At 61.6% G+C, this 25,888-nt stretch carries 24 protein-coding genes and 1 tRNA gene; 15 read left to right on the top strand and 10 right to left on the bottom strand.

Annotation, left to right across the window (positions count from 1 at the left end):
- Positions 1 to 13 precede the first annotated feature (13 nt).
- Genes ACUDTM_RS17070 through ACUDTM_RS17055 form a run of 4 tightly spaced genes read left to right on the top strand, consistent with a single transcriptional unit; the run spans position 14 to position 4,380 of the window.
- Positions 14 to 967 (top strand): AAA family ATPase, encoded by a 954-nt coding sequence (locus ACUDTM_RS17070; protein ID WP_049417066.1) that lies wholly within the window; start codon positions 14 to 16, stop codon positions 965 to 967.
- Between the two features lie 23 nt (positions 968 to 990).
- Positions 991 to 1,914, top strand: a complete 924-nt coding sequence (locus ACUDTM_RS17065) for a DUF58 domain-containing protein (RefSeq protein WP_353080195.1) — start codon at positions 991 to 993, stop codon at positions 1,912 to 1,914.
- Positions 1,907 to 3,856: a transglutaminase TgpA family protein gene (locus ACUDTM_RS17060; RefSeq protein ID WP_353080136.1), complete on the top strand. Its 1,950-nt coding sequence runs from the start codon at positions 1,907 to 1,909 to the stop codon at positions 3,854 to 3,856. The genes ACUDTM_RS17065 and ACUDTM_RS17060 overlap by 8 nt, the downstream gene beginning before the upstream one ends.
- Positions 3,853 to 4,380, top strand: a complete 528-nt coding sequence (locus ACUDTM_RS17055) for a Slp family lipoprotein (protein ID WP_088497816.1) — start codon at positions 3,853 to 3,855, stop codon at positions 4,378 to 4,380. The genes ACUDTM_RS17060 and ACUDTM_RS17055 overlap by 4 nt, the downstream gene beginning before the upstream one ends.
- A gap of 76 nt (positions 4,381 to 4,456) precedes the next feature.
- Here ACUDTM_RS17055 and ACUDTM_RS17050 read toward each other — a convergent pair whose 3' ends face one another.
- The 4 genes from ACUDTM_RS17050 to dnaX form a co-directional block, all read right to left on the bottom strand.
- On the bottom strand, positions 4,457 to 4,816 hold the full coding sequence (locus ACUDTM_RS17050; RefSeq protein WP_005415497.1) for a histidine triad nucleotide-binding protein: 360 nt from the start codon (positions 4,814 to 4,816) through the stop codon (positions 4,457 to 4,459).
- A gap of 67 nt (positions 4,817 to 4,883) precedes the next feature.
- Positions 4,884 to 5,483 (bottom strand): recombination mediator RecR, encoded by a 600-nt coding sequence (recR, locus tag ACUDTM_RS17045; RefSeq protein ID WP_005415496.1) that lies wholly within the window; start codon positions 5,481 to 5,483, stop codon positions 4,884 to 4,886.
- Positions 5,484 to 5,565: 82 nt separating this feature from the next.
- Complete coding sequence (locus ACUDTM_RS17040; protein WP_019659509.1) at positions 5,566 to 5,886, bottom strand: YbaB/EbfC family nucleoid-associated protein; 321 nt, start codon at positions 5,884 to 5,886, stop codon at positions 5,566 to 5,568.
- 6 nt (positions 5,887 to 5,892) lie between these two features.
- The gene (gene dnaX, locus ACUDTM_RS17035) at positions 5,893 to 7,923 is read right to left on the bottom strand and encodes a DNA polymerase III subunit gamma/tau (protein WP_072168274.1); all 2,031 of its coding nucleotides are present in this window, start codon (positions 7,921 to 7,923) and stop codon (positions 5,893 to 5,895) included.
- 161 nt (positions 7,924 to 8,084) lie between these two features.
- On the opposite strand from dnaX, the gene ACUDTM_RS17030 reads away from it, so the two are divergent.
- The 4 genes from ACUDTM_RS17030 (at position 8,085) to ACUDTM_RS17015 (ending at position 12,220) form a co-directional block, all read left to right on the top strand.
- Positions 8,085 to 8,177: transfer RNA gene (locus ACUDTM_RS17030), tRNA-Ser, on the top strand.
- Positions 8,178 to 8,261: 84 nt separating this feature from the next.
- Positions 8,262 to 9,737 carry a DUF6538 domain-containing protein gene (locus ACUDTM_RS17025; protein WP_099539857.1) on the top strand — a complete coding sequence of 492 codons (1,476 nt, stop codon included), beginning with the start codon at positions 8,262 to 8,264 and terminating at the stop codon, positions 9,735 to 9,737.
- 201 nt (positions 9,738 to 9,938) lie between these two features.
- Positions 9,939 to 11,435, top strand: coding sequence for a restriction endonuclease (locus tag ACUDTM_RS17020; RefSeq protein WP_199134953.1), 1,497 nt, complete (start codon positions 9,939 to 9,941; stop codon positions 11,433 to 11,435).
- A gap of 11 nt (positions 11,436 to 11,446) precedes the next feature.
- Entirely contained in the window at positions 11,447 to 12,220 is a 774-nt protein-coding gene (locus tag ACUDTM_RS17015) for an NYN domain-containing protein (protein ID WP_049450268.1), read from the top strand.
- Positions 12,221 to 12,732: 512 nt separating this feature from the next.
- On the opposite strand, the gene ACUDTM_RS17010 is transcribed toward ACUDTM_RS17015, so the two are convergent.
- Positions 12,733 to 14,262 (bottom strand): MobA/MobL family protein, encoded by a 1,530-nt coding sequence (locus tag ACUDTM_RS17010; protein WP_343646310.1) that lies wholly within the window; start codon positions 14,260 to 14,262, stop codon positions 12,733 to 12,735.
- A gap of 287 nt (positions 14,263 to 14,549) precedes the next feature.
- On the opposite strand from ACUDTM_RS17010, the gene ACUDTM_RS17005 reads away from it, so the two are divergent.
- Both ACUDTM_RS17005 and ACUDTM_RS17000 read left to right on the top strand, forming a co-directional pair.
- Positions 14,550 to 15,602, top strand: coding sequence for a DUF262 domain-containing protein (locus tag ACUDTM_RS17005; protein ID WP_049450264.1), 1,053 nt, complete (start codon positions 14,550 to 14,552; stop codon positions 15,600 to 15,602).
- An 18-nt stretch (positions 15,603 to 15,620) separates the two neighbouring features.
- A complete protein-coding gene (locus ACUDTM_RS17000) occupies positions 15,621 to 16,286 on the top strand; it encodes a hypothetical protein (RefSeq protein ID WP_141653589.1) in 666 nt (221 codons plus the stop codon).
- A 39-nt stretch (positions 16,287 to 16,325) separates the two neighbouring features.
- Here ACUDTM_RS17000 and ACUDTM_RS16995 read toward each other — a convergent pair whose 3' ends face one another.
- The gene (locus ACUDTM_RS16995; RefSeq protein ID WP_053092253.1) at positions 16,326 to 17,087 is read right to left on the bottom strand and encodes a hypothetical protein; all 762 of its coding nucleotides are present in this window, start codon (positions 17,085 to 17,087) and stop codon (positions 16,326 to 16,328) included.
- Positions 17,088 to 17,481: 394 nt separating this feature from the next.
- On the opposite strand from ACUDTM_RS16995, the gene ACUDTM_RS16990 reads away from it, so the two are divergent.
- Entirely contained in the window at positions 17,482 to 18,873 is a 1,392-nt protein-coding gene (locus ACUDTM_RS16990; protein ID WP_343646315.1) for a site-specific integrase, read from the top strand.
- Between the two features lie 69 nt (positions 18,874 to 18,942).
- Here the strand turns inward: ACUDTM_RS16990 and ACUDTM_RS16985 are convergent, their stop codons facing one another.
- The 3 genes from ACUDTM_RS16985 to ACUDTM_RS16975 form a co-directional block, all read right to left on the bottom strand.
- Positions 18,943 to 19,701: a hypothetical protein gene (locus tag ACUDTM_RS16985; protein WP_065427964.1), complete on the bottom strand. Its 759-nt coding sequence runs from the start codon at positions 19,699 to 19,701 to the stop codon at positions 18,943 to 18,945.
- Positions 19,698 to 21,476, bottom strand: a complete 1,779-nt coding sequence (locus ACUDTM_RS16980) for an ATP-dependent nuclease (protein WP_049450938.1) — start codon at positions 21,474 to 21,476, stop codon at positions 19,698 to 19,700. The genes ACUDTM_RS16985 and ACUDTM_RS16980 overlap by 4 nt, the downstream gene beginning before the upstream one ends.
- A gap of 117 nt (positions 21,477 to 21,593) precedes the next feature.
- Entirely contained in the window at positions 21,594 to 21,893 is a 300-nt protein-coding gene (locus ACUDTM_RS16975; protein WP_049450942.1) for a helix-turn-helix domain-containing protein, read from the bottom strand.
- Between the two features lie 130 nt (positions 21,894 to 22,023).
- Here ACUDTM_RS16975 and ACUDTM_RS16970 point away from each other — a divergent pair, with 130 nt between their 5' ends.
- The 4 genes from ACUDTM_RS16970 to ACUDTM_RS16955 all read left to right on the top strand — a co-directional run bounded on the left by ACUDTM_RS16970 (position 22,024) and on the right by ACUDTM_RS16955 (position 25,133).
- A complete protein-coding gene (locus ACUDTM_RS16970; RefSeq protein ID WP_080356175.1) occupies positions 22,024 to 22,797 on the top strand; it encodes a hypothetical protein in 774 nt (257 codons plus the stop codon).
- Positions 22,798 to 22,863: 66 nt separating this feature from the next.
- Positions 22,864 to 23,178, top strand: a complete 315-nt coding sequence (locus ACUDTM_RS16965) for a hypothetical protein (protein WP_049450934.1) — start codon at positions 22,864 to 22,866, stop codon at positions 23,176 to 23,178.
- Positions 23,175 to 23,513 (top strand): hypothetical protein, encoded by a 339-nt coding sequence (locus ACUDTM_RS16960; RefSeq protein ID WP_049450932.1) that lies wholly within the window; start codon positions 23,175 to 23,177, stop codon positions 23,511 to 23,513. The genes ACUDTM_RS16965 and ACUDTM_RS16960 overlap by 4 nt, the downstream gene beginning before the upstream one ends.
- Before the next feature lie 597 nt (positions 23,514 to 24,110).
- On the top strand, positions 24,111 to 25,133 hold the full coding sequence (locus ACUDTM_RS16955; protein ID WP_143566769.1) for a hypothetical protein: 1,023 nt from the start codon (positions 24,111 to 24,113) through the stop codon (positions 25,131 to 25,133).
- A gap of 266 nt (positions 25,134 to 25,399) precedes the next feature.
- Here the strand turns inward: ACUDTM_RS16955 and ACUDTM_RS16950 are convergent, their stop codons facing one another.
- Positions 25,400 to 25,810 carry a DUF3592 domain-containing protein gene (locus tag ACUDTM_RS16950; protein WP_269777698.1) on the bottom strand — a complete coding sequence of 137 codons (411 nt, stop codon included), beginning with the start codon at positions 25,808 to 25,810 and terminating at the stop codon, positions 25,400 to 25,402.
- Positions 25,811 to 25,888 lie beyond the last annotated feature (78 nt).

Here is a 25,888-nt window from a genome sequence, read left to right as displayed (position 1 = left end):
ACCTGAGACGATCATGCCAGCCTCGTCCCCCAATCCCAGCATGCTAACCGATCAACTGCGCCAGGCCCTGCGGGAGGCACAGGATCAGGTGAACGCACTGGTGCTGGGCAAGGTGCCGGAAGTCAGGCTGGCCTTTGTCGCCCTGCTTTCTGGCGGCCACCTGCTCATCGAGGATCTGCCCGGGCTGGGCAAGACCACGTTGGCGCACGCATTGGCCAGCAGCCTCGGTCTCAGCTTCCAGCGCGTGCAGTTCACCTCCGACCTGTTGCCGGCGGACGTACTTGGCGTTTCGGTGTACGAGGCCGGCAGCCGCCAGTTCCAGTTCCATCCCGGCCCGGTGTTCACCCACGTGCTGCTGGCCGATGAGATCAACCGTGCACCGCCGCGGACACAGAGTGCGCTGCTGGAAGCGATGGCCGAGCAACAGGTCACACTGGATGGACAGACACATCCACTGCCCGATCCGTTCTTCGTCATCGCCACGCAGAACCCGGTCGACCTGTCCGGCACCTTCCCGTTGCCGGATTCGCAGCTGGATCGTTTCCTGCTGCGGCTGGCGATGGGCTACCCCAGCGCGCAGGCCGAGCGCGAGCTGCTGCGCGGCAGTGATCGCCGCGACCTGATCGCACGCGCGGTGCCAAAGCTGGACGACACCCAGGTGCGTGCATTGCGTGAAGCGGTTGGCCAGGTGCATGCCAGCGACGCGCTGATCGACTATGTGCAGGCGCTGCTGACCCGCAGCCGACACCATGCCGGCGTGCGCGTAGGCCTGTCACCGCGCGCGGGACTGGCCCTGCTGCGTGCCGCCAGGGCACATGCGCTGCTGCTTGGCCGCGGGCATGTGGTGCCCGAAGACGTGCAGACCCTGTTCGTGGCGGTGGCCGGCCATCGCCTGGTGGCCGAAGCCGAATCCAGCTCCGGGCCGGCGCTGGCGCGGGCGATCCTGCAGACCGTCGCGGTGGACTGAAGGTGGCCACACGCTGGGCACGCATGCAGCTGCTGGCACGCCCCCGCAAGCCCGAAGCCCTGCCGCAGCGACTGGACCGCCATCGCATCTACGTGCTACCGACACGCTTCGGCCTGTTCGTCGCCACCCTGCTGTCGGCGATGCTGCTGGGCGCATTGAACTACAACAACAACCCGGCCCTGCTGCTGGCGCTGCTGCTGGCCGCGGCAGCGATCGCCAGCGCCATCGCCGCGCACCTGCAACTGTCCGGCATACAGATCGATGCAATCTCCGCCGAACCAGTACCGGCCGGGCATCCCCTGCGCCTGCGCGTGGACCTTTCGTTGCTCGACCCGCGCGCGCGCCACGGGCTGCACCTGCAGCTGGGCGCAAGCGAGGCCTGGGTTGCACTGCCTGCACACGGTCGCGGCGAAGTGGAGCTGGATGTTCCCAGCGAGCGCCGCGGCTGGCTGGAACTGCCCCGCATCCGCCTGTCGAGCACGCAGCCGCTGGGACTGGTGCGGGCATGGTCGTGGGTGTGGCCGGAGCAACCGCTGCTGGTCTACCCGCTGGCCGAGGCCCAGGCACCGCCCCTCCCGGAAAGTGGCAGCGATCCCCTGCACACCCGCGCCCACGCCACGGGCGAAGAGCTGCATCAGCTGCGCCCCTATCGTGCCGGCGATGCTCCGCGCAGCATTGCCTGGAAACACTCGGCGCGCCGCGACAGCCTGCTGGTACGCGAGTACGAGAAGCCGATCGGCATCGAAGTGGTGCTGGATTGGCGCACGCTGGCAGCGCTGGGCCATGAAGCGCGCATCGCACGCCTGGCACGCTGGGTCGACATGGCCGAACGCGAAGGCCGTCGCTATACGCTGCTGCTTCCGGCCCATCCGCCGTTGGGGCCCGGCCAGGGTGCCAGCCACCACCACCTGTGCCTGCGCGCACTGGCATTGATGCCCCATGACTGAGCCTGCCGTCCTGCTCGACCGCAACGCCCGCAGCTGGACCCTGGCCAGCGCAGCGCTGGCGCTGCTGCCACTGCTGCTGCAGCTGCCGCCGGTGCTGGCCAGCGTGATCGCGATCGCCGCCGTGCTGACCGCTGCGCTTTCATGGCGGCGGCTGCTGCCGATGCCGGTCCGCCTGTTGCTGGTGCTGGCCATGCTTGCCGCCATCGTCTGGCAGATGGGCATGGTGCGGCCGGGCCGCGATACCGGCTGCGCATTGCTGGCAGCGATGCTGGCGATCAAGTCCAGCGAGCTGCGCAACCTGCGCGATGCGCGCAGCCTGCTGGGCTTCGCGTTGTTCTCGCCGTTCGCGGCCTTCCTGCTCGACCAGGGGCCGCTGACCACCGGGCTGGCAGCGCTGGCCGCAGTTGCCGCACTGCTGGCCCTGCAACGCCTGGCCCTGGACGAGGGCCACAGCCCTCGCCTGCCGCTGCGCGGACAACTGCGTGGCGTCGGCCGCCTGCTGGGGATCGGCCTGCCACTCGCGCTGGCCTGCTTCTGGCTGTTCCCGCGCTTGTCCACGCCGCTGTGGGGCGTACCCGAGCGAGCGGTGGGCACACCGGGCCTGGCTGACAGCATGGCGCCGGACCAGTGGCTGGACCTGATGGCCGACGACACCCCGGCGTTGCGCGTGCAGTTTTTCGGCGCGGTGCCCGAGCCTGCGCAGCGCTATTGGCGCGGCCCGGTGCTGACGTCGTTCGACGGCCACCGCTGGAGCCGCGATCGCGCGACGGCCGGGCGCCCCGCACCGGTAGTCGAAACCGCCGCACAGGGTTGGGACTACCAGATCGACTACGAGCCCACCGACCGTCGCCTGCTGGTGGCACTGGACCTGCCCAGCCGCGCACCGGAGGGCAGCAGCTTCGATGCCGACATGAGCCTGCGCAGCGACCGCACGCTGTCCGCGCTCAGCCGCTGGCGGTTGCATTCGGCGCCGCCGCAACGGTTCGACACCGATCTGTCGCCCTACCTGCGCCGCGCGGCGCTGCAGCTTCCGCCCGGCTTCAATCCGCGCACCGCCCAGCTCGCGCGGCAATGGCGGCAGGAGGCCGGCAGCGATGACGAGGCCATCGTCCGCCGTGCGCTGCAATGGATCACCCGCGACTTCTCCTACACGCTGGATACACCGGTGGCGGGGCGCGATCCGGTCGACGATTTCCTGTTCAACTACAAGGCCGGCTTCTGCCAGCACTTCAGTTCGGCCTTCGTAGTGCTGATGCGCAATGCCGGCATTCCGGCCCGGGTGGTGACCGGCTTCGCAGGCGGTACCCGCAACCGCATCGGCGACTACTGGGTGGTGCGTCGCATGGATGCCCACGCCTGGGCCGAAGTCTGGCTGCCGCAACGCGGCTGGGTGCGGGTCGACCCGACTGCCGCCGTGGCACCCGAACGCATCCTGGACACCCTGGACGACCGCCTGCAGGCCGGCACCGATACCCCACTGCAACAGCGCTGGCTGCAGCTGGGGCAGATGGGTGACTGGCTGCGCCGCGGCTGGAACGACCTGGTGCTGTCCTTCGATGCACGCCGCCAGCAGCAACTGCTCAAGCCGTTCGGGCTGGATGACCTCGGGCCGGCGCAGCTGGTGACCGGATTCGTGGCCGCCGCCCTGCTGGCACTGGCGTGGATGGCCTGGCTGCTGGCCCGCGGCGAGCGCGAGCGCGACCCGCTGCTGCGCGCCTGGCACCGGCTCGGGCGGCGGTATGCGCGCCTTGGCCTGGCCCGCGAACCGCACGAAACCGCACAGGACTGGGCACAGCGGGTTCACCGGCAGCGACCCGACCCGACCCTGCTCGCGCTCAGCCAGCGTTTCGCCGACGCGCGCTACGCTGGAACTTGCACCGACCTCGCTTCATTATTGCGGGACCTGCGCAGGCATCGCCCGACTTCCGGAGCCTCCCCATGAACACCAAGTTCCTACTCACCGCTGTGGCCACGCTGGCCCTGTCGGCCTGCGCCACGGCCCCCAAGCCGCTGCAGGGACAGTTCAGCCTTATTTCCCCGCGCGACTCGGTCGCCACCCAGCAGGTCGGCACGCCGGTCCGATGGGGCGGCCGCATCATCGAGACCAAGCCCGGCCAGGGCGAGACCTGCTTCCAGATGATCTCGCGCCCGCTCAACGCCAGTGGCCGCCCGAACACCACCTCGTCCGACGCCAGCGACGGCCGCTTCATTGCCTGCCGCGCCGGTTTCTACGACCCGGCCGTGTTTGAAGCCGGGCGTGACGTGACCTTCATCGGCAAGATCGACGGCTACCAGAACACCCGCATCGGGGACTACGACTACCGCCTGCCGAAGCTGTCGGCCGATGTGATCTACCTGTGGCCGGAACAGCGCCAGGTCGATGTGGTGCCCTACCCCTATGGCCCGTGGGGCCCCGGTCCGTGGGGCCCGTACTGGGGTGGCTACGGCCGTTGGGGCTGGTGGTGATCGCCACCCACCCTGCATGATCGGAAAAGGCCGCCTTCGGGCGGCCTTTTTCATCCACGCATGCATGGACAGGGCTTCAACGCCCCGGCGTACCGAAATGCCCCAGCGGCGCGCCGGCCAGCAGGTGCATGTGGATGTGGAACACGGTCTGCCCGGCATGTTCGCGGCAGTTCATCACAATGCGGTAGCCGTCCTGCGCGAAACCCTCGCGGCGCGCGTATTCGGCAGCGGCCAGGGCCAGCTTGCCGACCAGGTGCGCCTGCGACGGCTGCAGGTCGTCCAGGGTCGGGATGATCTCGTTCTTCGGAATGAACAGTACGTGCACCGGCGCCTGCGGTGCGATGTCCTTGAAGCCCAGCACCTCGTCATCCTCATAGACGATGGTGGCCGGGATCTCGCGACGGATGATCTTGCTGAAGAGGGTTTCGTTGCTCATGGTCGGCCTCGGCGGGAGTGTCTTCCGCATTGTAGGCCGGCCGCGCCGGGTGATGCCCGGGTGGTCCTCAATCGCGGAATTCGCTGCGCGTCCCGAACGCGTGCGACAGCGTGCCGCGGTCAACGTATTCAAGCTCGCCGCCAAGCGGCAGGCCCTGTGCCAGCCGGCTGGGCTGCACCTTGCGCGCGCGCGCCAGCTGCGCAAGGTAATGCGCGGTGGCTTCGCCTTCGACGGTGGCACTGGTGGCGATGATCAGCTCCTGTACCTCACCTTCGGCCAGCCGCTGCTCCAGCTGCTCCAGGCCCAGCTCGCGCGGGCCGACGCCATCGAGCGGCGACAGCCGGCCCTGCAGCACGAAGTAGACACCGCGAAAACCCGTCGCGTTCTCGATCGCGAGACGATCGGCCGGCGATTCGACCACGCACAGCTGGCTGCGCTCGCGGCTGCTGTTGGCACAGGTCGGGCACAGCTCGGTTTCGCTGAAGTCGCGGCACTGCGCGCAGTGGCCGATACGCTCCACCGCCAAGGCCAGCGTTTCGGCCAGGCGCTGGCCGCCTTCGCGCTCGCGCTCGAGCAGGTGGTAGGCCATACGCTGCGCCGTCTTCTGGCCTACGCCAGGCAGCACCCGCAGTGCGTCGATCAGTTGTTCAAGCAGGGGTGCGGACACGGCGGCATGCTTTGATGGCGCCGAGCGAGCTCGACGGCTACAGATTCTGTGGCACCCGCTTGCACGGATGCCACGCTGGCAATCAGAACGGCAGCTTCATGCCCGGCGGCAGCTGCATGCCGGCGGTGGCCGAACCCATCTTCGACTTCGACTCGGCATCGATCTTGTTCGAGGCATCATTGAAGGCGGCGGCGATCAGGTCTTCCAGCATCTCCGGGTCGCTGGTCAGCGACGGGTCGATGCGCACCTTGCGGCATTCCTTGGCGCCGGTCAGGGTCACGCTGACCATGCCGCCGCCGGCACTGCCGGTCACTTCGATCCTGGCGATTTCTTCCTGGGCCTTCTGCAGGTTTTCCTGCATCTTCTGGGCCTGCTGCATCAGTTGGGCGATATTGCCGCGCATAGTGTCTTACTCGTCAAAAGAACGGATGGAATCGGAAACAACCCGGGCACCGTGCTGTTGGATCAGCACCTGCACTTCCGGGTCGTCCATGAAAACGGCCTCTGCCACCCGCTGCCGCTCGCCACGCTGGCGGTCGGCACGCTGATGCAGGGTCTCGGCCGGAACGTGTTCGGTTTCCACGGTCTCGACCACGATCTTCGGCGCCTGGCCAAGGGCCTTCTCCAGCATCTCGCCCAGGGCAGCCAGCGCGCGCTCCGAGCGCAGGTACTCAAATCCGGGCGAAAGGCCCAGTTTCAAGGTCCCGTGCTGGCAGCTGATGAAGGCGGCGTTGGCAGCCAGCTGCCGCGAGGGGCCGCTGAGACCGCTGTTGGCGACCAGGTCCAGCCAGTCTTCGGCAGTGGCCAGCTCGCTGACACCTTCCTGCGGTGCGGCCTCACGCGCCGGAGCCGATTCGGCCGGCGCAATGGCAATACCTTCGGCGCGGAACGAACGCTCCGGCGGCGCAGGCTCGCCTAGATCCGCGGCGGGAGCCGGCGGTTCATGCCAGGGCGCGACCATGGCGGCATCCGGGCCGGCCATCTCGGCCGCCAGAGCCCCATCCCGCGCCTCGGCTTCGTCGGTGGCCCACGGCGGCAGGTCATCGCTTGCCTCTGCAGCGATGGCAGGCGCCAGCGCCTCGGCCTTCACCGGCGGCGGTGACACGGGCTCTTCCACCGGAACCGGCTCGGGTTCAGGCGTCGGATCCGGCTCCGGTTGCGGGGCCGGCTCGGGTTCGGGTTCAGGTTCGCGCGGTGCAGCCGCCGGAGCGGCCACCTGCGCCGCCACGGCCGGGCTGGCCGAAGCGACGGCAGCAGCCGGCGTCGCTTCATGGCTTCCGGCATGGGCGCCACCACCGGCAGCGTTGCCACCCGGCGTGCCTCCCACCGCACCGTCGACGGCCTTCGGCACCGGCGGTACCGCTGCGGCCGGACGGAACGCCAGCATGCGCAGCACCGCCATTTCAAAGCCCGCGCGCGGGCTCGGTGCCAGTGGCAGGTCGCGACGGCCATTCAAGGCCATCTGGTACCAGAGCTGCACCACTTCCGGGCGCAGGCGCTCGGCGAATGCCGCCACATCCAGGCCTTCCGCCACGGCGGCGCCCGGCACCAGCTGCTGCACCTGGATGCGATGCAGGCCTTCGGCCAGCGCTTCCAGCACGCCACTCCAGTCCGGCGAGAATTCGGCCAACGCGGCCACCACCTGCAGCAGGCGCGGGCCATCGCCCTCGGCCAGCGCATCGAGCATCGCTGCCACCTGGGTGCGATCCACAGTGCCCAGCATGGTGCGCACCACATCCTCGCGCAGCGCGCCGCCGGCATAGGCGATCGCCTGGTCCAGCAGTGACAGGCCGTCACGCAGGCTGCCGTCAGCGGCCTTGGCCAACTGCACGATGGCGCTGCCGTCGGCCTCGATCTCTTCCGCCGCCAGGATGCGGGTCATCTGGCCCTGGATCTGGTCTTCGTCCAGGCGCTTGAGATTGAACTGCAGGCAGCGGCTGAGCACGGTGACCGGCAGCTTCTGCGGGTCGGTGGTGGCCAGCAGGAACTTCACGTGCTCCGGCGGCTCTTCCAGCGTCTTCAGCAGTGCGTTGAACGCCGCCTTGGACAGCATGTGCACTTCGTCGATCAGGTAGACCTTGTACTTGCCGCGCGAAGGCATGTACTGCGCGTTCTCGATCACCTCGCGCACGTCGTCCACGCCGGTGTTGGACGCGGCGTCGATTTCCAGCAGGTCGATGTAGCGACCGGCGTCGATGTCCAGGCAGGCGGCGCACTGGCCGCACGGGTCGGCACTGGTGCCCTGCTCGCAGTTGAGCGACTTGGCGAAGATGCGCGCGATGGTGGTCTTGCCCACGCCACGGGTACCGGTGAACAGGAACGCGTGGTGGACCCGGCCGCTGTCCAGCGCATTGCTGAGCGCACGGACCACATGCTCCTGGCCCACCAGCTCGGCAAAACGCTTCGGACGCCACTTGCGGGCAAGGACGAGATAGGACATCAGGCCACCGTTTTCCATCGGAAGTTCCATTGTGCCATGCCTGTCCAGCCCCTTCGCCAACAATGCCCCCGGATGCGTCCCTGATCTGGGCGCTTGTGTCCGGCCGCGCCGCCCGCTAGAATCTGCGCCCCTGCTGAGGCGTTAGCCGATGGCAGGGATCCGGAGAGGTGTCCGAGTGGTTGAAGGAGCACGCCTGGAAAGTGTGTAAGCGTCTAAACCGCGCTTCGGGGGTTCGAATCCCCCTCTCTCCGCCAGATTACGCAAACCCCTGTTTACGCAGGGGTTTTTGCTTTTCTGAGGCGACCTTCGGCGGGACACAAATCGGGACACATCTCTCGATGCGCATCCCACACCACCTCGTTCGCGCGCCCTCAGGGCTCTGGTCTTTCCGGCAACGGGTCCCCACCGATCTCCAGGCCATCGTTGGCCGGCGCATCTTCAAGCGCACCCTGCGCACGTCCGAGCTGGCCGTGGCCCAGTTGCGCGCCCTGCAACTGGCGGCGCGCTATGCTCAAGCCTTCGACGTGTTGAGGGAGCAACGCATGGGAATCAAGGAAGAGGACATCGACGCGCTGCTCAGGCGCCTGACCGATGGCGACCCGCTACAGCAGTTGATCTTGAACCGGACCAAGACAGCAGACGGGACGGTGACCGAGCACTGGCAAATCGACACGCCAGACGATGTCAGGCTCTATCAGCAGATGATGGAGCTCTCTGCCTCTCAGCCCAGTGAGCTGAGCGAGTTGATCCGTGAGGGCGTGCCGCCCATGCCCGTGGCCCGTCGCGTGACCAAGCCTGCCGTGGAGACCATCACCCTGGGCAAGGCCCGCGACGCTTGGCTGGCCAGCATCCAGCCCGGCTGCCTCCCCAAAACGTTCACCATTAAAAAGACCGCCATCGAGGCACTGGTGTCCTTCCTGGGGGAAAAGGCCAAACTCCACTCGGTCACCCGGTCCGACCTGGCTCGGTGGTATCAGTTCATGCGAGACGGGGGCGCAGCCACCCCCACCCTTACGAACAAGCAAAGTTATGTCGGCGGCCGCGGAGGGTTTTTCGAATGGGCGATTGCATCCGGCCACTACCCCAAAGGCGACAACCCAGCGGCCGGCCATATCACTTACTCTACTAGGGAGAAGCGGGCGCGGAAGAAGTTCGGCTTCAAAGCCTATGACAGTCATCAGGTCCAAGCGCTGTTCGCACCCGCCGCGTTCCAAGACCTGGCCCTGTCCGCCCGTTGGGCCTCGTTGCTGGGCCTCTACACGGGTGCCCGGGCATCAGAGGTCGGTCAGCTCTTGGTCGAGGATGTCTTGACGGTGGACGGACTGCCCTGCATCCGTATTTCTGACGAGGGGGAGCACCAGAAGGTCAAAACCGAGGTGAGCCTGCGCACCATCCCCGTGCATCCCGACCTCATTGAGCTGGGCTTCTTGGACTGGGTGGGCACCCTTCGAGCGCAGAAGGCACCACGGCTCTTCCCCGCCGCCAAGGCGAACGCCAAAAACGGTGCGGGCAACTGGATCACGAAGGCGTTTGGCCGACACCTGGAACAGGTCGGGGCGAACTGGCCGGAAGCCAAAAGGGGCTTCCATTCGTTGCGCAAGACCCTCATCCAAGAGCTTCAGGGCGCTGGCGTAGTGTCCGAACTCCGGGCCCAACTGGTGGGCCATGAGCTGGACGACGAGCACCATGCGACCTACAGCAGGACCTTCACGGTCCGGGAAAAGCTGGAAGGCCTTAAAGGCGTCTCGCCGGGGCTGGCGGTGCTTTCGTATGGGTTAAATCTGCCGGTCCTCAGGAGTCTCCTGACCGGTTAAAGCGCTACCCCCCCCGCGACGGCGGGTGAAGCGGTTTGTCTTTTTAGCTTTTCAACATCAGGAGGATGTATGGGACGGCGAAGCGGCTTAGAAGGGTTTTTGCGGGCAGCCGGCCGGGCAGCGGCGGCGGCAGAGCGGGAGACCAAACGCCAGCAGAGGGTGCAAGCCACTCAACAGAGGCAGTTGGAGCGCCAAGAGCGCATGGCGGCCGCACAGCTGTTGCGAGAGATTCGCGCCTACGAGCTGTCGGAACGTGAAGCCGCTCGCCAAGCCAAAGCGGGATACCTAGAAGATCGACAGGGCGAGGTCGACGATCTCAACGCCGAGTTGAAGGACCGCCTGGAGGAGCTCGAGGGGTTGCTGGTGCACACCCTGTCGGTGAACGACACCATCCGCTTTGACAGCCTACGTCACACCGCCCCCCACCCTGCCTTTGAGGTGCCGAAGGAGTTGGTGCCCGGCTTCGCACCAGCCGCTGCGGAGATCGTCCCACCGACGGGCCTTGCCCGCTTTTGGCCGGGAGCCGGGAAGAAGCACGCGGCTGCATTGGCGGCGGCGCAACAGGCCCACCAGCAAATCCTCGACCAGTTCCAACGGGCAGAGACGCTAAAGAAGCAGAAGCTGGCTGACCTGCGTGCTCAACACGAGGCTGCTCGCGCCCTCTACGAGGCCGACGTGGCCCGCCGAAACGGGGAAGTTGACGAGTTCCAACGCGCCTACTTGGCCCATGAGCCTGATGCCATCGTGGCCTACAACGACATGGTCTTGGCACGCTCGGAATACCCGACCCAAGGCTTTCCCCAGCGATACAAGCTCGCGTATGCGGACGCGTCCAAGGAACTGATCATCGAATACGACCTTCCAGAGCTTTCGGTCGTTCCCACGGAGGCCGACTACCGCTACGTCAAGACCCGGGATGCTATCGACGCCAAGGCGCGTAAGGCAAGCGACATCAAAGCGCTCTACCAGGACATCATCGCCTCGATCACCTTGCGCACACTGCACGAGGTGTTTGAAGCCGACCAAGCGGATGCCTTAGCGTTGGTGACCTTCAATGGCGTGGTCGATGCACACGACCCCACCACTGGGCAAGAGGTCCGCGTCCCTGTGGTCTCGGTCCGCGCGACCAAGGCCTCCTTCCTGCAACTACGGCTGGACCGAGTAGAAAAGATCCCATGCCTCCGAAACTTGGGCGCTCAGGTATCCAGCCGGCCGGATGAGCTACAAGCCATCAAGCCGATTGTTGAGTTCAACATGGTCGATAAGCGCTTCATTGCCCAGACAGACGTGCTCTCGGGCCTGGAGTCGCGGCCCAACCTGCTGGAGCTGACCCCTGGTGAGTTCGAAGCGCTGGTATCGAATCTCTTTAGTCAAATGGGGTTGGATACAAAGCTGACACGCAGCTCCCGCGACGGCGGCGTGGATGCGGTGGCCTTCGACACCCGGCCGGTGCTTGGTGGAAAGGTCGTCATTCAAGCCAAGCGCTATAAGGACACAGTTGGCGTCAGCGCGGTTCGGGACCTCTACGGAACCATGCTCAACGAAGGTGCCAGCAAAGGCATCCTAGTTTGCACCAGCGGCTACGGCACTGCGGCGTTCGAGTTCGCAAAGGATAAGCCCATCGAGTTGATCGATGGAGGCGGCCTGCTCTACCTCTTAAGGGAGCATGCAGGCCTTGACGCACGTATCGCAGCGTAAGGACCAACAAAATGGCAAACGGATCCGCCGCTCACGATAGCAAAGTGGCTGTGTTGGTCGATTGCGACAATGTAAACCCTGAGATCGTTGACCATGCCCTACTGATGGGAGCGCAGTTCGGCCGGGTGGTGGTTCGGAGGGGTTACGGCAACCACTCCACGCTGACCAAGCGTTGGCAGGAAACACTCGTCCGGCAAGCGTTTACCCCATGCCTGCAATACCAATACGCCGCTGGCAAGAACACGGCGGACATCGCGTTGGCGCTGGACGCCTTAGAAGCCATGTTCGACCAGCGCGCAGACACCTTCTGTTTGGTCACCAGTGACTCCGACTTCGCCTACCTGTGTCGTAAGCTTCGAGAACGAGGAGCCACGGTTTGCATCGTGGGTGAAGCTAAGACGCCAGAGGCGTTGCGTAACGCCTGCGACCAGTTTTTTGAGTGGCAACCAACGGAGTCGAATGCGACCTGCGAAGAGTCGCCTGCTCCGACCGCTAAAGTCGCGCCCAGCAAAGCCGAAGTGGCCAAGCCGATTCCCAAACGCCGCCCTCGCTTCCTTGTCGACGCGGTTGCCTTACTAGCCGATGGGACCACGGACGGGGAAGTGGTGCTAGGGACACTCGGCCACTATCTGAAGCGGACTGACCCATCCTTCTCGCCGAAGGCCTACGGCCACTCCGGCCTCCTGGACATGATCCAGACATATGACCTGCTGACAGCCACACAAGCGCCCGGCGGGCATTGGCTAGTCAGACTGGCACCACAACCCGAATCGACAGCCGCATGACTTTGTTACCGGCAGGCTTCTGTCATCCCTAGGCATTGTGAGTCAACTTCAATATTTGTGAACCAGCGCAGATTCCGTCTCTTGCCAATCTGGGACGAAGTGCTTCGATGTGAAGACCCTTCATACTGAGAGCTTCAAAGATCCAATGCCTGCCAACGTAGAACTTCGCATCGCCAGCCGCCTTCTGCCCGCCCTCATGGCGCAAAGCGGGACCAGAGACGTCGCCGAACGCGAAGCCGATATTCAACACGCCCTGGATGTAGCCGCCGCTCTGATGCGCCGGTTCGCAGCATCACCTGCCGGACAAGCGCAGCAAGTCTATGTGCCCAGCGCCGGGGCGCGACCTGCCCCACGGGCGGCGACTGTAAGCCGAGATCAGGTGCCGCCAACATTCATTTCGCCGGACGAATGGCGCAAGGCACGCGGGCTGGCTCCCGCGCCGGCTCCTCGAAAGCCTTCTGGACCGACGATTCACTGAAAGGCAAAGCCCCGCATCTGCGGGGCTCTTTCGTTCAATGGAGGGTGGGCGGCCGTGGCTTCAAAACTGGCACCGGGGAGTCGGCGACAACCGGAGCCATGGTCTGGCACTCAAGGACGAACTGTGACGGCGAAGGCATGGCCTCCAGTTCGGTCGCTCTACGAAGAACATCCGCATCGACCTCCGCCAATGCCTCGGCGGAGCCCCGCGACCGCGCCTTCTCCAGCTCCTTGGTCCGTTGCTCCAGCGCAGACAGGCGGCGCTCCCGGCGCTGCGTCCATTCGGGGCGCGAGTAGCCGTTGGTTCCCATGGGGTAGTCGGTGTTGAAGCGCTCCCATTCGTGCTGAGCCAGGTGATGTAGGCGTTCAGCCCTGCCCAGCGACACCAATCGCAAGGCACGCCCCAGGATTGCCGCTCGCAGTGCCCGGACCTGGAGAACCGCCTTGGTGATCCACTGCCGTAACGGGACGGTCTCCCCAGCCCGCCCAAGTTCGGCTTGAGCCCATTCGAGACCAGCACTGATGCGCTGGGTCGCCAGGTCTGCCCTGGCGCGCGCGATGTCCTGAAGGTCTCGCAGGGCCTGAGCCACGCGCTCGGCGAGGCTGATGGGCCGCTGATCTTCGTTCGCTTCGTGCTGGCGGCCCAAGACCTGAGGCAGCCGCATTCCGGACACGCCTCGAATCTCCAAGCCAGGAGCCAAGCCCCGCATGGAGGACGGACGGCCACCTTGGCCATGACCGACTGACGGATGCATGGGCACGGCCCTGCCCTCACGCCCAGCTTGAATGGTGAGATGGTCCAGATGTTCGGCGTTGCCGGCCTCAATGGCGTCATTCTCTGCTACCAGCCGGCTGTCCATGCCCTTTCGGGACAGCGCGGCAGCCGCCTTGCCCAGGTGCTTGGTCGGCTCTCGAGACAATGCCACCGCCTGGAGTTCGTCTCCCCGGTCCGACGCCGCCCGAGCCTGCTCTGCCAAGCTGCGGTGGTCAATCGTGACCGTCAGGCCAGCGGCTTCAAGATGTGCGTTGGTCGTTTCAGCGACCATTTCCCGGACCCATTGAACCTGCACTTTCCCCGACACGCCCCCATCGAGCTCGCGCGTTTTCTGTCCAAACCCATCCGGACCAATGCGCCTGGTGCTGGCAAGCAGGTGCACGTGATGGTTGAGCCCGTCCGGGGTTCCAGGAGAGTGAATGCTGGCTTGGATGGCGAACTGGTAGCGGTCTACCAACGCCTCGGCAATGGAGAACGCCAAGTGTGCGCGCTGTTCGTCCGAAAGCTCATGGGGCAACGACAGCTCGAACTCGCGAGCCACCGTAGCGTCCTTACGGCGCTCGGCGGCTTCGGCCACGGCCCAAAGCTCGCCGGGCACCAGCGCCCAGTCGGGTGCATCTGGCGGCGCGAGGCAAAAGGTTTCGACAACGCCGCTCCTACGGCGGTAGTCGTGCTGTTGCCCGGTCGCGAAATCGGACAGCAGTAGACCGCCCCGGTAGGCGGCTGCGGCGACGGCGGACTGTCCCTTGCCTCGGCTGAAGGTTTTGACTGATGTGTGGAAGATGGCCATAAAGACTCCTGTGAAAACAGGTTCTTTATGGACCAGCTTTTGCCGTTGGCAAGCCTCGCAGAGGCTTGGGGTCCCAGGGGCGAAGCCCTTGGCGCGCGCATCCGCCAGGATGCCTAAGTGCGCTCTTGCCAGTCCCGGCAGGCTCGAGCTTTTCCCCTCAAACAGCACGGCTCACATCGGCCTTGCACATGAATAGCCGCTTCCAGATGAGTTAACCTACACGGGAGCGCCTACTGCAGCGGCAGGGAGGCGCGCACGCCTACCCACTTTCATCCAAGAGCCCGACCATGAAGGTAGAAGAAGCAAAATATTCCATCGCAGAACTGCGAGCATGGTTTGTGGACAGAGTTCTGACGGTCAACAAAGACTATCAGCGCTCGTCGGGCTTGTGGCCAACATCCGCCAAGAGTTACTTCATCGATAGCATCCTTCGAGACTTTCCTTTCCCGAAGGTTTATTTTCACGAGAAGCTCGATAAGGCCCAGAAGCGCCCACACAGAGAAATCGTGGATGGCCAACAACGCCTAACGACAATCGTCGAGTTTGCGGAGGACGGGTTCGCACTTGGAAGCAACGCAGCGGAGTTCGCTGGAAAGCGACTTAGCGATTTGCCACAGGATGTGCAAGATTCGTTCTGGACATATACAGTTTCCGTGGATGTCATCCGCAACGCGGACCGAACGAACATCCTCCAAATGTTCAGAAGGATGAACGCCTTCACCCTCCCCCTGAATGCCGCCGAAAAACGTCACAGCGAGTTCTATGGCGAGTTTAAAGACTGGGTCAACCAGATCTTGGACATCTATGGCTCAATATTGGTCGACTGGAAAGTATTTACCAACCGGCAGATTGTCCGCATGGGCGACGCAGAGTTTGTAACCGATGTCGCTTTAGCGGCTGACGAAGGGATAGTAAGCACGAGCCCAAAGCGCCTGACTGATATATACGCTCGGAACGAAAGGGGCGGAAATGATCTCGCGGACATAGATGCAAAGGTGCGCGGCGCTCTAGAGGTGGTTCGCCAGCAACTTTCAGGAATTCAAGGTAGCTACGCTGTCAAACCCCACATGCTTCACTCTCTTCTGACTGCACTTATGCACAACAAGTTCGATCTCCCTGGAGTGACTGCCGACACCGGAGTTGCGTCTACTGGAGACTGGCTCACGGACCCTCAGCGAGCAACCGCGCAGATCCGTGAGCTTGCGGAGGCCTTCGAGACTAAAAGCCTAGACAGGTTCCCGGCTTTCGTAAACGCATCGGCTGAAGGCGGGAATCGGGCTCCGCAACGCCAGATCCGAGTCAAATGGCTCTGCATGGCGCTTCAGGGAAACCTTCCTTAACGCGGCCGGGTAATCGTCATGGCCCTGCTGCCGGTATTCACACTTATGTCCAACAAGTTTGACGACTACAGCGTCGAACTTTCAAACTTCCTGTCCGGGAAGGCAAAGGTGATGTCGACAGCAGCGGACTTTACGCTATCCGATGAGTGTCTTCTCGAGGGTCTACTGTCACGTTCTTGGCAAGAATGGGCGCACTTTTGCAGATCGGTCGTCGTCCTGTCATGCACAGGGTCTGTAACTTCTGCAGGTGTCCCGATAGTTGCTCACCCCGACGCACTTAGCCCTCAACATGTTGGTGGGGCAGCGGCCAAAGCAAAGAAAACCCCAGCACATCCTACTTGGGGGAACGTAGCTAACGCTCTTAGAAATGAAGTGACTTGGGGCGATACCGATGTGCTCGCAACCATCCTTCCAAGGATGAATGTGCCGCGACATGGACACCTGTTAGCGGCCTTCTCGCAAGCGCACGAGAGCGCCAAAGCCATCCAGACCATTAGAAATGCCGCTGCACACTTCAACGACGAAACGATGGCAGAAGTGGTGGCCTTAAGCTCAAGATACGCTGCATTCCAGATTACTCATCCCACGCAAGCTTTGTTCTGGACAGTACCTGCATCCGGAGACTACCTCTTTAGATACGTTCTGGATGACCTAAAGGAGAACGCATCGATAGCTATTAGCTAGCAGCTAAAGCGGCTTCACTCTCTCACCCAGATGATTGCTTTACCCAAGTTTCATCCAACGCTTTGCCTCCTCTACAACAGCCTCGTCCTCCGCGATGTCTAGTGGTGAATTCACCGCACGCCAGCCAGAAGACATTCTAGTCCGCTTTCGATTGGCGCTATTGAATCTTAGGTTGCGCCATACCAGACCCTGCCTAGCTGGGTGCTTTTTGTCCGCCAGGAGCTTCTCCAGACTCCCGTTAGGCAGGTGCCCCGCCTTAGGATCAGTGATTTTTCGGACTTCAATAGCAGCCAGGTTTTTTCTAAGCAGTTCGGGAGAAGGCGCGTCTGCGTAATGGACTACGTCAAGTGGCTCACAATACTGCCTCAGCCGCCACACCAGTAAATCCAAGCCACCAAGCTCAACATCTTCAACTTGATATGAACGAATAAGGTAGCGATCAAAATCCCATCGGACCAAGTTATCGAAAACGTCTTGTTCAACCTCCGTTAGCGAAAGATTGATTGACAGGTAGGACCGAACTAGATCCATAGCGTCCTGGATTCTGTGACCCAGACGCCTTGTGTCGCAACGATTGAGCATCAGAATACACTTGAGATATTTCTCCACCGACTGCTCAGCCGAAGCCAAATACTGCTGGTAAAGCCTCGCCCTCATCGCCAGACGAGCAGCGACATAGTCGCCGTCGCCAGTGTCCCGGAAGCAGCGAATAGCAAAGAGATTGACCTTCGCGTGAAGCGTTGGCGGCCTATACGATGCCCGCCAGTCAGCCAACGATGTATTTATGGAGTCGCGGTCCATGCTGCCCTTAATGTTCATTCTTTTGGACAGCCTATTCGTTAAAGGACTTGAGAGGAACGGGAGGACTACACTTTTCAGCCAAAACAGCCTAACCAACCCAAACCGTCATTTACCTTAAGTTCATATTTACGCTCGCCCGTCAGCGCGGGCTTGTTAGCTTTTATAAGTTAAACAGTACGGTAATGACTCCGAAAATGGACTGACCTGACCAGCGCAAGTTATTGATTTTAATGTAAACGCCAGCGTGTTTTAGGGCAGTACGATTGGCTAGGCAGACGTGCAAAATGGCACCTCTCAGACGATGCCTAAGGCCGTGAATAAAAAGCCGATTTTTCGTTGACGATTTTTAGGCCCGCAGTATCTGTACTTCCATCCTTCAGATGGAAGCAACGCAGTGACCTCCCCCACCTCGAAACACCTCAACTCCTACCTCGCAGACCCAACGGGCACCCTCAAACTGACAGACGTGCGCATTGGCCGCGTCCGCATTGGCGAAATGATCGTGACCGGCCGGGAAGCAGCCATCCATGCTCAAGAGATCATCAACGACGCCTGCGAGCGGACCCGTCGAGCGCTCCTTGGAAAGAATGGCACGCGCCACCCTGAGCCTCTCCCCGTGGCCGCCCCCGCTCGATTGCTGTCTATCGAGATCCGGGACTACCTGGCTGACCGCGAGCGCATGGGCCTGACACGCAACACCATCGAGGCCACAGCGCGGTCATTGAAGATGCTCCTGATGGCCTGCGGGGATATTCCGGTGTCCCGGGTCGACCACGTGCATATCTACCGACTCTGGGAGCTTATGCGCTGGGCTCCGCCACTTCTCCAGTCAGACCCGCAATATCGGAACTACACGTATGAGCAAGCGGTGGCTCAAGGGAAGGCACTCTGTGTCCAGCCACCCGCACCGGCCACCGTAGAAAAGCATCGACGGTTCCTGGTCACCTTCTTTGGCCGATTGGACAAAGCAAAAGCCATTGTTGGCTCTCCCATGCACTTTTTCCCAGAGGCAAAGAAGGACTTGGTCATTGACCCCGACAAGGCCGAGCGTTTGTTTGACGAAGATGATCTGCGTCGCATCTTTGCCCCCAACACATTCATCCCCTGGGCCATGAAAGCGCCCCACCGGTGGTGGGTGCCGATGATTGGACTCCATACGGGAGCGCGTATCAATGAAGTCGCTCAGCTGAAGTTGAACGACATCGTCCAAGAGGCAGGCGTGTGGTGCATCAAGATCCAGAAGACGGTAGACGCGGACCTGAGCCACAGAGACAGGAACCGGAGCCGCCAAAGCCTAAAAGGCAAAGCAGCCGTCCGAACGCTCCCCATTCCCCAACCGCTGCTCGATGCTGGTTTCCTGGCGTTCGTGGAGGACATCCGCGCTTGTGGCCATCCTCGCCTCTTCCCCCACCTGTCTGCCGGCGTGCGACGCGACAATGGCGATACCAACGCCCGTTACAGCCAAGGCGTCCTCAACCAGTTCAGCAGATACATGAAGGATCTCGGATTTCCTAAAGGCGTCGGGTTCCACGCCTTCCGACACACCCTTGCCACCGAGCTACACCACATGGGGGTGGCCGATGAGGACATTGCCCTGGTCACCGGCCACTCCATCAGCAAGCGGGTGCCTGTGCTGCACGAGGCGTATTTCAACAAGAAGCCCGCGTTGGCACGAACAAAGCAGATCGCAGTCCTGGAGAAGTATCGCCCTGATGTGGCACTTCCGGTCTACCAAGCGGGGCAGTTCAAGGCGGCGTTGTCGGACCCTCGCAAGTTCTATCCATGATCTAATCGAGAGCTAGGCCAACTTGAAGCTGGCCATTCAATGCCGCAAGGGAACCCCACCCGGGTTCCCTTAAGCCAAGTCCTTCCTTCGTGCCCGCTCCAAGTCCTTCGGCAACTTCGGCGGCACGGTGGGGTCGAAGTTCAGCTCGCGCGGAACGTTCAACCAGAACGATTCGATAGCCTCGGCAAACTCATCCAGATGTGTATCGGTCACCTTCATGCTGGTGTCGTCAGGAAAAGCCCTAACCCACCCGTTTACCAAAGGCACAAACTCCGGATAGGCCTGCCGAAGATCATCCATCGAGGGCCCCTCACCGTGCTTGAACACATTGACGACCAATCGCATCGCATCCAAGCGAGCATATCCTGGGAACGTTGCGGCATTCCATCCAAGCGCCTCTACTAGCGATTCTAGCTGCGAGCTATCCATCGTCCACATCGCTCTTCTGGAGTGGACACCTATAACAAACCCGGGTAGCCGAAGCTGATCCACCAAGAGCCGTCGCCAAGCTTTGTCCCAGTGATGGAACATACCGGCTACAACGCTTAGGCGAGTCCTCTCATGCATTTCTGAGAGCAGCTCGTAGAACATGATTCCATGATTTTGCGCATCCTCAGCTTGCTCCCCCTCGTCGTGGATGTCGGGGTCGAAGTTGCGGCCGGACTCCTCCCAATGAGCTTCTGCTGCCGCATCTGCCTCCGCCGAGATGTTCCCGAACCTCGAAAGCAGCCTATCTTTAGCCTGTTGGACATAGAAGCGGTGTGCTGTGAGCAACGTATGCCTAACTGGATCTTCCAGCATGAAAGCAGAACGCATTTTGGAGGTCATAGTTCTTCCTCGACTTCAACCGGAAGCTGAGACAGCCAATCCACCATCGCACGAATTCCTACTGCATCGGCGCAAGTAACGTCCACACCCTTGGTCTCAATATCAATCTGACAAGTGAGCCAAGCATGTTCGGTTTTTTGCCCGAGCCCAACGTGAGGCTCTATAGCCCCACGACTCCAGAGCCAGATGGATTGACCTCGGAGCTTGGTCACCAACGAATCGATGTGAGCACTGGCATCTGCCTCCCCGGCCAGGACCTCAAATGCCCTAGATGCCGGACCGCGCGCGTCTTTCTTCGGCAGGCCGCTTGCGTCCAGTGTGATGGCATCATTCTGAGCAAGTCTCGCAAGGATTTCCCTGCAAGCAGCGATGTCAGGGTCATCGTCGGCGAGGAACCCATGCGCCTGCGCGTGCCGGAAGGCGTAATCGAGATCCACTATGGCGCACGCTGGAAGACCCAGAGCCGCGAGGACCTCTATCGATTTCTTGGTGTCGGCCACACCGCTCATTGGCACAATCGCCAGCGACGATTGGCCCAGTGTCTTACCTGCAATGGCCTGGAAGAGACATGGGAGCAATCGAAGCTCTGTCTTTCCTTCCGCCAACACCACCTTGTCAGCGAACAACACCTGAGAAGAGTTGGTCAGACTAAAGATTTGGTGCATCTGGTGGGTAGGATTCTCCACCAACTGCTCTATGACGGATAGCAGGCGCGGCCTTGCTTTTGTCCCGTGGGGATGCTTCTTGGTCATCAACAATGCGTTTTTCGCATCCTTGGCAAGGATCATCTGCGCGGAGTGCGTCGAGAACACCACCTGATACCCCAGCTCCGACAAAGCACGAAGCGCTTCCCGCACCTGTTCCACGGCGAAGGGGTGCATGAACAGCTCTGGCTCATCCACTAGGAGCAAGGTCGCGCCACCAGCGGCTGCCGCCCCTCTCTTCAAGTCAGCCAAATGCCGGACCATGGCCATCTGAATGGCCCGCTGCGCTCCATGCCCATATGAACCAAAGGAACGCCCCTGCCCTCCACCCTCGTAGACCTTGACGGTCCCCGCCTTAATCAGGTCGTTGAAAGCTGGAACAGGAAAATCAAGTTTGATACTGATTCCGGGGAAGAGGTCCGAGATCTTGCCGTTGATGGACGCATCGATACGACCCAACTCGTCAAAACGGTCGTCACCTTCAGCTGAAATCATCCCCAAAATGGCTGCCAAATGAGGAGTCAAGGTTTGCTCGTGCTGCTCTTGAATGGCAGACAGCATTGATGCAAGCAGCTTGCCTATGGTCGTCGTCGTCTTGGCCTTGCTCGCATCCTCCTCCGCATTCTCCATCGCCCCAATGCGGATGGGATCCGGGAACAGAGCAGTGATGGCGTTATCGATTCCCGCAGGATTAGGGTCCCACTGGTTGGTAGCCGGGTCTAAAACCGTCAATGTCACCTCTCCGCCAGGCACTTCCTGGACCCGTCGAATGCGCAGGATCCCATCCTGTATGTGCGGCTCGATCTTCTTCCGGTGCTTGCCTTCTAGGACATCTAGATCAGCACCCGTTATACCGACCATCGTCCCGGTGACTTGGACAGGTTGGCCGGGGTCATGGAAGTCTTCCAAACCTAGCTTGGTCTTCCTAACTAACCACTGCAATGCTGTCAGGCAGTTGCTCTTTCCGCAGTTGTTCAATCCCACTAGCGGCGTGAAGCTAGTCAGTTGCAGGCTCGTCGAGATACACGACCGAAAGTTAAGAACTTCCAAATCTGAGATGTGAACAGCCATTCCATTGCCCCCTTCCTTGATTGTCCGCTTAGCCTTTGCGAAAAGCGCCGCAAAGGCACCCTAAGACGTTTACGGCAGGGTCCGGCTGTACTTAATCCTGCAGCAGATGACCGGACCTCATTTCTTGAGCTTTCGCAACAACTCCATTGCTTGAGCGCGCTCTCTCCCGCTCATGTCGCCAAGGCAAAGAATCGCTTCGGCTGTTTCCTCATCTTCGGCGACCAAGTAGGCCATTGGCACGCCCAGCACTTCGGCCAAACGCCCGAGCCCATCTAAGTCAATCCCGCTGACCTCAGTCTCATACCGGTTGACCCTGCTGCTCGCTAGCTTCTTATCAAGCCCCATCAGAACCCCCAGCGCTCGCTGGCTGGCGATGCCGCGCAGTTCCCGGGCCTGCTTGAGGCGGGCGGCGAACAGTGAACGGGGGGAAGCCTTGGGCACGTGAACGAAGGTTGAAAACTTGGGTGGACAGCATGACGTGGTCCCTCAATGCATGGCAGACTCTTCATGAAATGTAGCACCCTCCCGACCGACCACAGGGGTTTTCATGAAGAAGAACCAAAGGATGGCCACCGCTCTGGCGGCCACGCTGCTGTTGAGTGCCCATGCCGTTTCCGCCCAAGAAGCCAGCCAGTCCAACCCGGAGTCAGGGAAGCCCGGCTTCTTCCGCCAGCTGGGAAAAAGCCTCAAGGACGCGGGCGGCAACATGATTGGGGTGAAGCCGGCAGGTGCTCTTGGAAGCCAAGCCGCCGGGTCCCAAGCCATCTACCTTCCGATTGATGGCGCGGGGAAGCTGCCTGGGCTCTTCAAGTCCGATAACCATCAGCTGGCCCAGCAGGGCCGACTGGACTGGCCTCGGGTCGCTCTGACGTTCCAGGAATGGGGTGTGTCCCTGCCCTGCTGGACCGTCGAAGCCCGGATCTGGACGAGCCCTACAGCCTCGACCACAGAGGTGTTCCGGACCTGCGCTAACGCGGCACTGACCGAGGTCGACGACCTGGGGGACATGGCCGAAATCAACACGGCCGCCCTCTGGAAAGGGCGCGACAGCCTGATGGGAGTTCGAGTGCCCTCGAACAAGGCCAACACGGGGGCCAGTCGGTCTACCGGCCCCAACCCGCCCAGCCAGCCGTTCGTCCTCAACGTGAGCCGACCAGGTGTGTCCGACCGGGCCGTCGACGTGGCGCTTCGCGTGGCCTGGGTCTCTGGGTTCATTCGGACCGCCGACCTGCACCCGGGGGCGTCGGGGATGCTGACTCCGTTCAAGGACAGCCGGATGTGGATCGCGGGGTTCAAGCTGGAAGGCAATCGAGACCGGTAAGCCCTCTCTTTCTTTACCCGTCCGGGGCGGCCCACCGCCGCCCCTCATCACTCCCAAGGAATGACTATGAAAGCACCGAAGCTTGCCTTCGCCGGCTTGGCGACCGCTTTTGCACTGACCGCCTGCGGCGGCCCGCCCTCCAACGCGGAAGCCCAGAAAGCCCTGGTCACCCTGCTCGAGCAGAGCGGAGCCGGGCAGATCTCCGACGTCCCCGAGTTCCAGCTCAACGGGTGCGTTGAAGCCAAGGAAGCCGCTGGATACCGCTGCGATACCAGCGGAAAGGTGACGCTCGACATTGCTGGCCGGCGGGTTCCGGTCCCCATCGGTAAAAATCTTAGGTATGCCAGGGAAGACGGGGTGTGGCGGGCCTACGCCAAATGAGCCTGCCTCCTCCGCTGCTTGACCAGACCACGCCCACCCGGCGCAAGTTGATGACTCCCAGGGACAGGTTCTTCTGGTGGTATTCGGGAGCCCTGCTTCTCACTGGACCTTTCGGGTTCGTCGTCGGGCCGCTCATGGCCCGACGCGCAAGCCGGAAGGCGGCTCGGCTCTACCCGGCAGAAGCCCGGGTAGCCCAGGCGCGGGACAAGGGCTTCTCATGGTGGCAGTGGTGGGCCATGACCGTGCTGACGCTGCTGGGCGCTGCTGGAGCCATGGCCATCATCAGCGGGCTGCCGATGTTTCTGTTCGTGATGTATGCGCAACTGACTCAGTAACATCTCACGCAATCAAGATCAGCAAGGGCCGCTCATTGCGGCCTTTTTTTCTCAATCCCCACTTGACTAAATCCTTAGTGCAGCTAGCTTTCCTAAAACCCGGAAAGATGGAAATGAACCATATTCAAGTTTTCAGCCTCCTGCAGAGAATCGGAATTTCGCTAAATCAGGAAAGAAAGGGAAAGCATCGATGGTCCACAAAACCTTTGAACGCTGCCACTCCAGTCTATCGATTTCCCTCCCTGCGAAAGGTGATGGACTTTTGGAGAGCGCGCTGCCAATCGACGCTTTATGAGATCCATGTGATAGATGAGTCGGTCCGCCTGCTTGGACTACACCACCCTGACATGACAGAGGCTTTATTCCTTGCCCTACAGCAAAAAGGACCCCACTCATACGAAGACACACTATATAAAATCCGGTCGAATCTAATAGAGCGTCCAGCGGCAAACCAATGGCGGAGGCAGATCACAAGCGAGGTGGATCAGCTTGGCTATATTTACGCCGAGGCGGAACTCCGGCGAGCCGCCTACTTTCGCGCACTGAGCAGACTCGGCTACTATCAGGACTCAAATACTCAAGCCCATGAGGTTTGCTGTGACGAGTCCCAAGATAGATGACTGGATCAAAAGTGAGCTTGATTTGTTTGGGATACCAACTCCGACAAACCGACTAAGCGCATCGTTGCAGATGGCTGTTGTGCATTTGCTCGCATCGGGTCTATCGAATGACCTTGATGAGGAAAGTTTCACCGGAGCATTGCTCGGTTCCTTCTGTCAGACAAGTCGATTAGCGACAGCTGGCACACCGGGCACGTCTGAGACTTCACTCACATGGCGCAGGCACAACAAAAACGGCAAGGACTGCCTCTCTGAGCGATCTACGGGTGCCGACTTTTCTTTAATCATTAGGCATGACGACGACTTTGCTGTAGCCGCAGTGTTCCAAGCTAAGAACGGGCAATCCAACATAGGGAGCTTTGACGCCAGTCATATGTCACCTGCAATACCAGAAAAAGGGAGAGGAAAGGAGCTTCAGTTCTGCCGGATAAGAGACTATTGCTACGAAATCCTCGCCGGGTTTACGCCACCCAAAAATAATCCAAATGGTCTCAATGGCCTGGACTGGGCTCACTACCTGATATACGAGCCTTTCGCAATCTATTGCTCACCTCTCAGCTCACTATCAGTCATCGAACACTACATCACAATGCACCTTAAATGCGGTGCCGTCAGATACAAGGAACATGGCTACAGTATTTTCACCGATTTACTTAGAGAAGGTTGCGCTCCGAGGAGTGCCAAGCATTCCGGCTGGCTCCCCCTGAACTCTAAGGATGAGATAAGCAGCTTTGTCGCGTCAGCACTAGATCTATTCGATGTCTATGAGAGCCATGTAGATCCCCAGCCTGGCTGGACACCTCTGATTGAAGGCCGCGCAAAGATCTCGGTTTCACAGAGGATCGATGAAATCAGAAAAGCATTGGTCCGCCCCCTAGAGAGCGTCAAAGTCCAAGCTTCAGATTTTCAAACACTGGAGGGGCGAAGAGCGGACAAGAGAATGGGGCATCAGACGGCCGGCCGCGACACGAAGATGTCCAAAGGACCCAGCGGCCTATGAAGGCTGCGCCTGGCCTCAAGAGTCGCTAGAATCGCGGGACACAACACAGGACACCTGTCCGGTTTGCGATCTACTGCAGGGTCAAGAGGTTAGGTTCGGGTCGATCCGATCCCCCTCTCTCCGCCAGATAAATGAAGAAGCCGCCCAGTGGGCGGCTTTTTTATTTGGCTGGCGGGAATCGCCGCAGCTACTACCGGACTGAACAGGCCCTGCCGTCGTGGCCGGTCCAACGGCCGGCCCGCCGACGGCGCGCGATCCGCCGCAGGTCATCTGCGCCGGAGCAGTCTCCGCACGCAGGCGCCGACGAACGCCAGCCCCAGCAGCACCCACACGACCGTCATTCCCCACAGCGCACCGAACGTATCCAGGACCGGCTCCAGCCGCGGTTGCGCCGGGTCGTAAAGCACGCGTACCGGCTGCCCAGGCTCATAGCCGAAGATCATGCCGCCCTGCGGGTACGAGACGCGTTGGCCGGTCGCGGTGGTGAACGCGACCTGCGGATGCGATCCGCCGGCGTTCAGGCGCTCAACCTGGCCATCAACGGCCTGCGCGACCTCCAGGAACTCAAGACGATGTGTCACCTCGAAGGCGGCCACGGCAAGGATCAACAGACCCACCACGCCAAACAGCAGACCGCGCATCAGCTGGGCAGTCCGGAAAAAAGAAGGGTCGGGCATCGCTGGGCAGCTCCGTTGCAGGCGGGAAGACGAATGGGGCCGGCGGATCCTGCCGCGCGGTCACTCCCGTTGCCCGAC

Source organism: Stenotrophomonas maltophilia group sp. vghtpe118, from assembly GCF_052605195.1.
This window is presented reverse-complemented; position numbering and strand designations above follow the sequence as displayed.

Bases quoted from the DNA above. Each gene is read 5' to 3' on its own strand.
- ACUDTM_RS17070 (WP_049417066.1), top strand. From the start codon at position 14: ATGCCAGCCTCGTCCCCCAATCCCAGCATGCTAACCGATCAACTGCGC.
- ACUDTM_RS17065 (WP_353080195.1), top strand. From the start codon at position 991: ATGCAGCTGCTGGCACGCCCCCGCAAGCCCGAAGCCCTGCCGCAGCGA.
- ACUDTM_RS17060 (WP_353080136.1), top strand. From the start codon at position 1,907: ATGACTGAGCCTGCCGTCCTGCTCGACCGCAACGCCCGCAGCTGGACC.
- ACUDTM_RS17055 (WP_088497816.1), top strand. From the start codon at position 3,853: ATGAACACCAAGTTCCTACTCACCGCTGTGGCCACGCTGGCCCTGTCG.
- ACUDTM_RS17050 (WP_005415497.1), bottom strand. From the start codon at position 4,816: ATGAGCAACGAAACCCTCTTCAGCAAGATCATCCGTCGCGAGATCCCG.
- ACUDTM_RS17040 (WP_019659509.1), bottom strand. From the start codon at position 5,886: ATGCGCGGCAATATCGCCCAACTGATGCAGCAGGCCCAGAAGATGCAG.
- dnaX (WP_072168274.1), bottom strand. From the start codon at position 7,923: ATGTCCTATCTCGTCCTTGCCCGCAAGTGGCGTCCGAAGCGTTTTGCC.
- ACUDTM_RS17025 (WP_099539857.1), top strand. From the start codon at position 8,262: ATGCGCATCCCACACCACCTCGTTCGCGCGCCCTCAGGGCTCTGGTCT.
- ACUDTM_RS17020 (WP_199134953.1), top strand. From the start codon at position 9,939: ATGGCGGCCGCACAGCTGTTGCGAGAGATTCGCGCCTACGAGCTGTCG.
- ACUDTM_RS17015 (WP_049450268.1), top strand. From the start codon at position 11,447: ATGGCAAACGGATCCGCCGCTCACGATAGCAAAGTGGCTGTGTTGGTC.
- ACUDTM_RS17010 (WP_343646310.1), bottom strand. From the start codon at position 14,262: ATGGCCATCTTCCACACATCAGTCAAAACCTTCAGCCGAGGCAAGGGA.
- ACUDTM_RS17005 (WP_049450264.1), top strand. From the start codon at position 14,550: ATGAAGGTAGAAGAAGCAAAATATTCCATCGCAGAACTGCGAGCATGG.
- ACUDTM_RS17000 (WP_141653589.1), top strand. From the start codon at position 15,621: ATGGCCCTGCTGCCGGTATTCACACTTATGTCCAACAAGTTTGACGAC.
- ACUDTM_RS16995 (WP_053092253.1), bottom strand. From the start codon at position 17,087: ATGGACCGCGACTCCATAAATACATCGTTGGCTGACTGGCGGGCATCG.
- ACUDTM_RS16985 (WP_065427964.1), bottom strand. From the start codon at position 19,701: ATGACCTCCAAAATGCGTTCTGCTTTCATGCTGGAAGATCCAGTTAGG.
- ACUDTM_RS16980 (WP_049450938.1), bottom strand. From the start codon at position 21,476: ATGGCTGTTCACATCTCAGATTTGGAAGTTCTTAACTTTCGGTCGTGT.
- ACUDTM_RS16970 (WP_080356175.1), top strand. From the start codon at position 22,024: ATGAAGAAGAACCAAAGGATGGCCACCGCTCTGGCGGCCACGCTGCTG.
- ACUDTM_RS16965 (WP_049450934.1), top strand. From the start codon at position 22,864: ATGAAAGCACCGAAGCTTGCCTTCGCCGGCTTGGCGACCGCTTTTGCA.
- ACUDTM_RS16960 (WP_049450932.1), top strand. From the start codon at position 23,175: ATGAGCCTGCCTCCTCCGCTGCTTGACCAGACCACGCCCACCCGGCGC.
- ACUDTM_RS16950 (WP_269777698.1), bottom strand. From the start codon at position 25,810: ATGCCCGACCCTTCTTTTTTCCGGACTGCCCAGCTGATGCGCGGTCTG.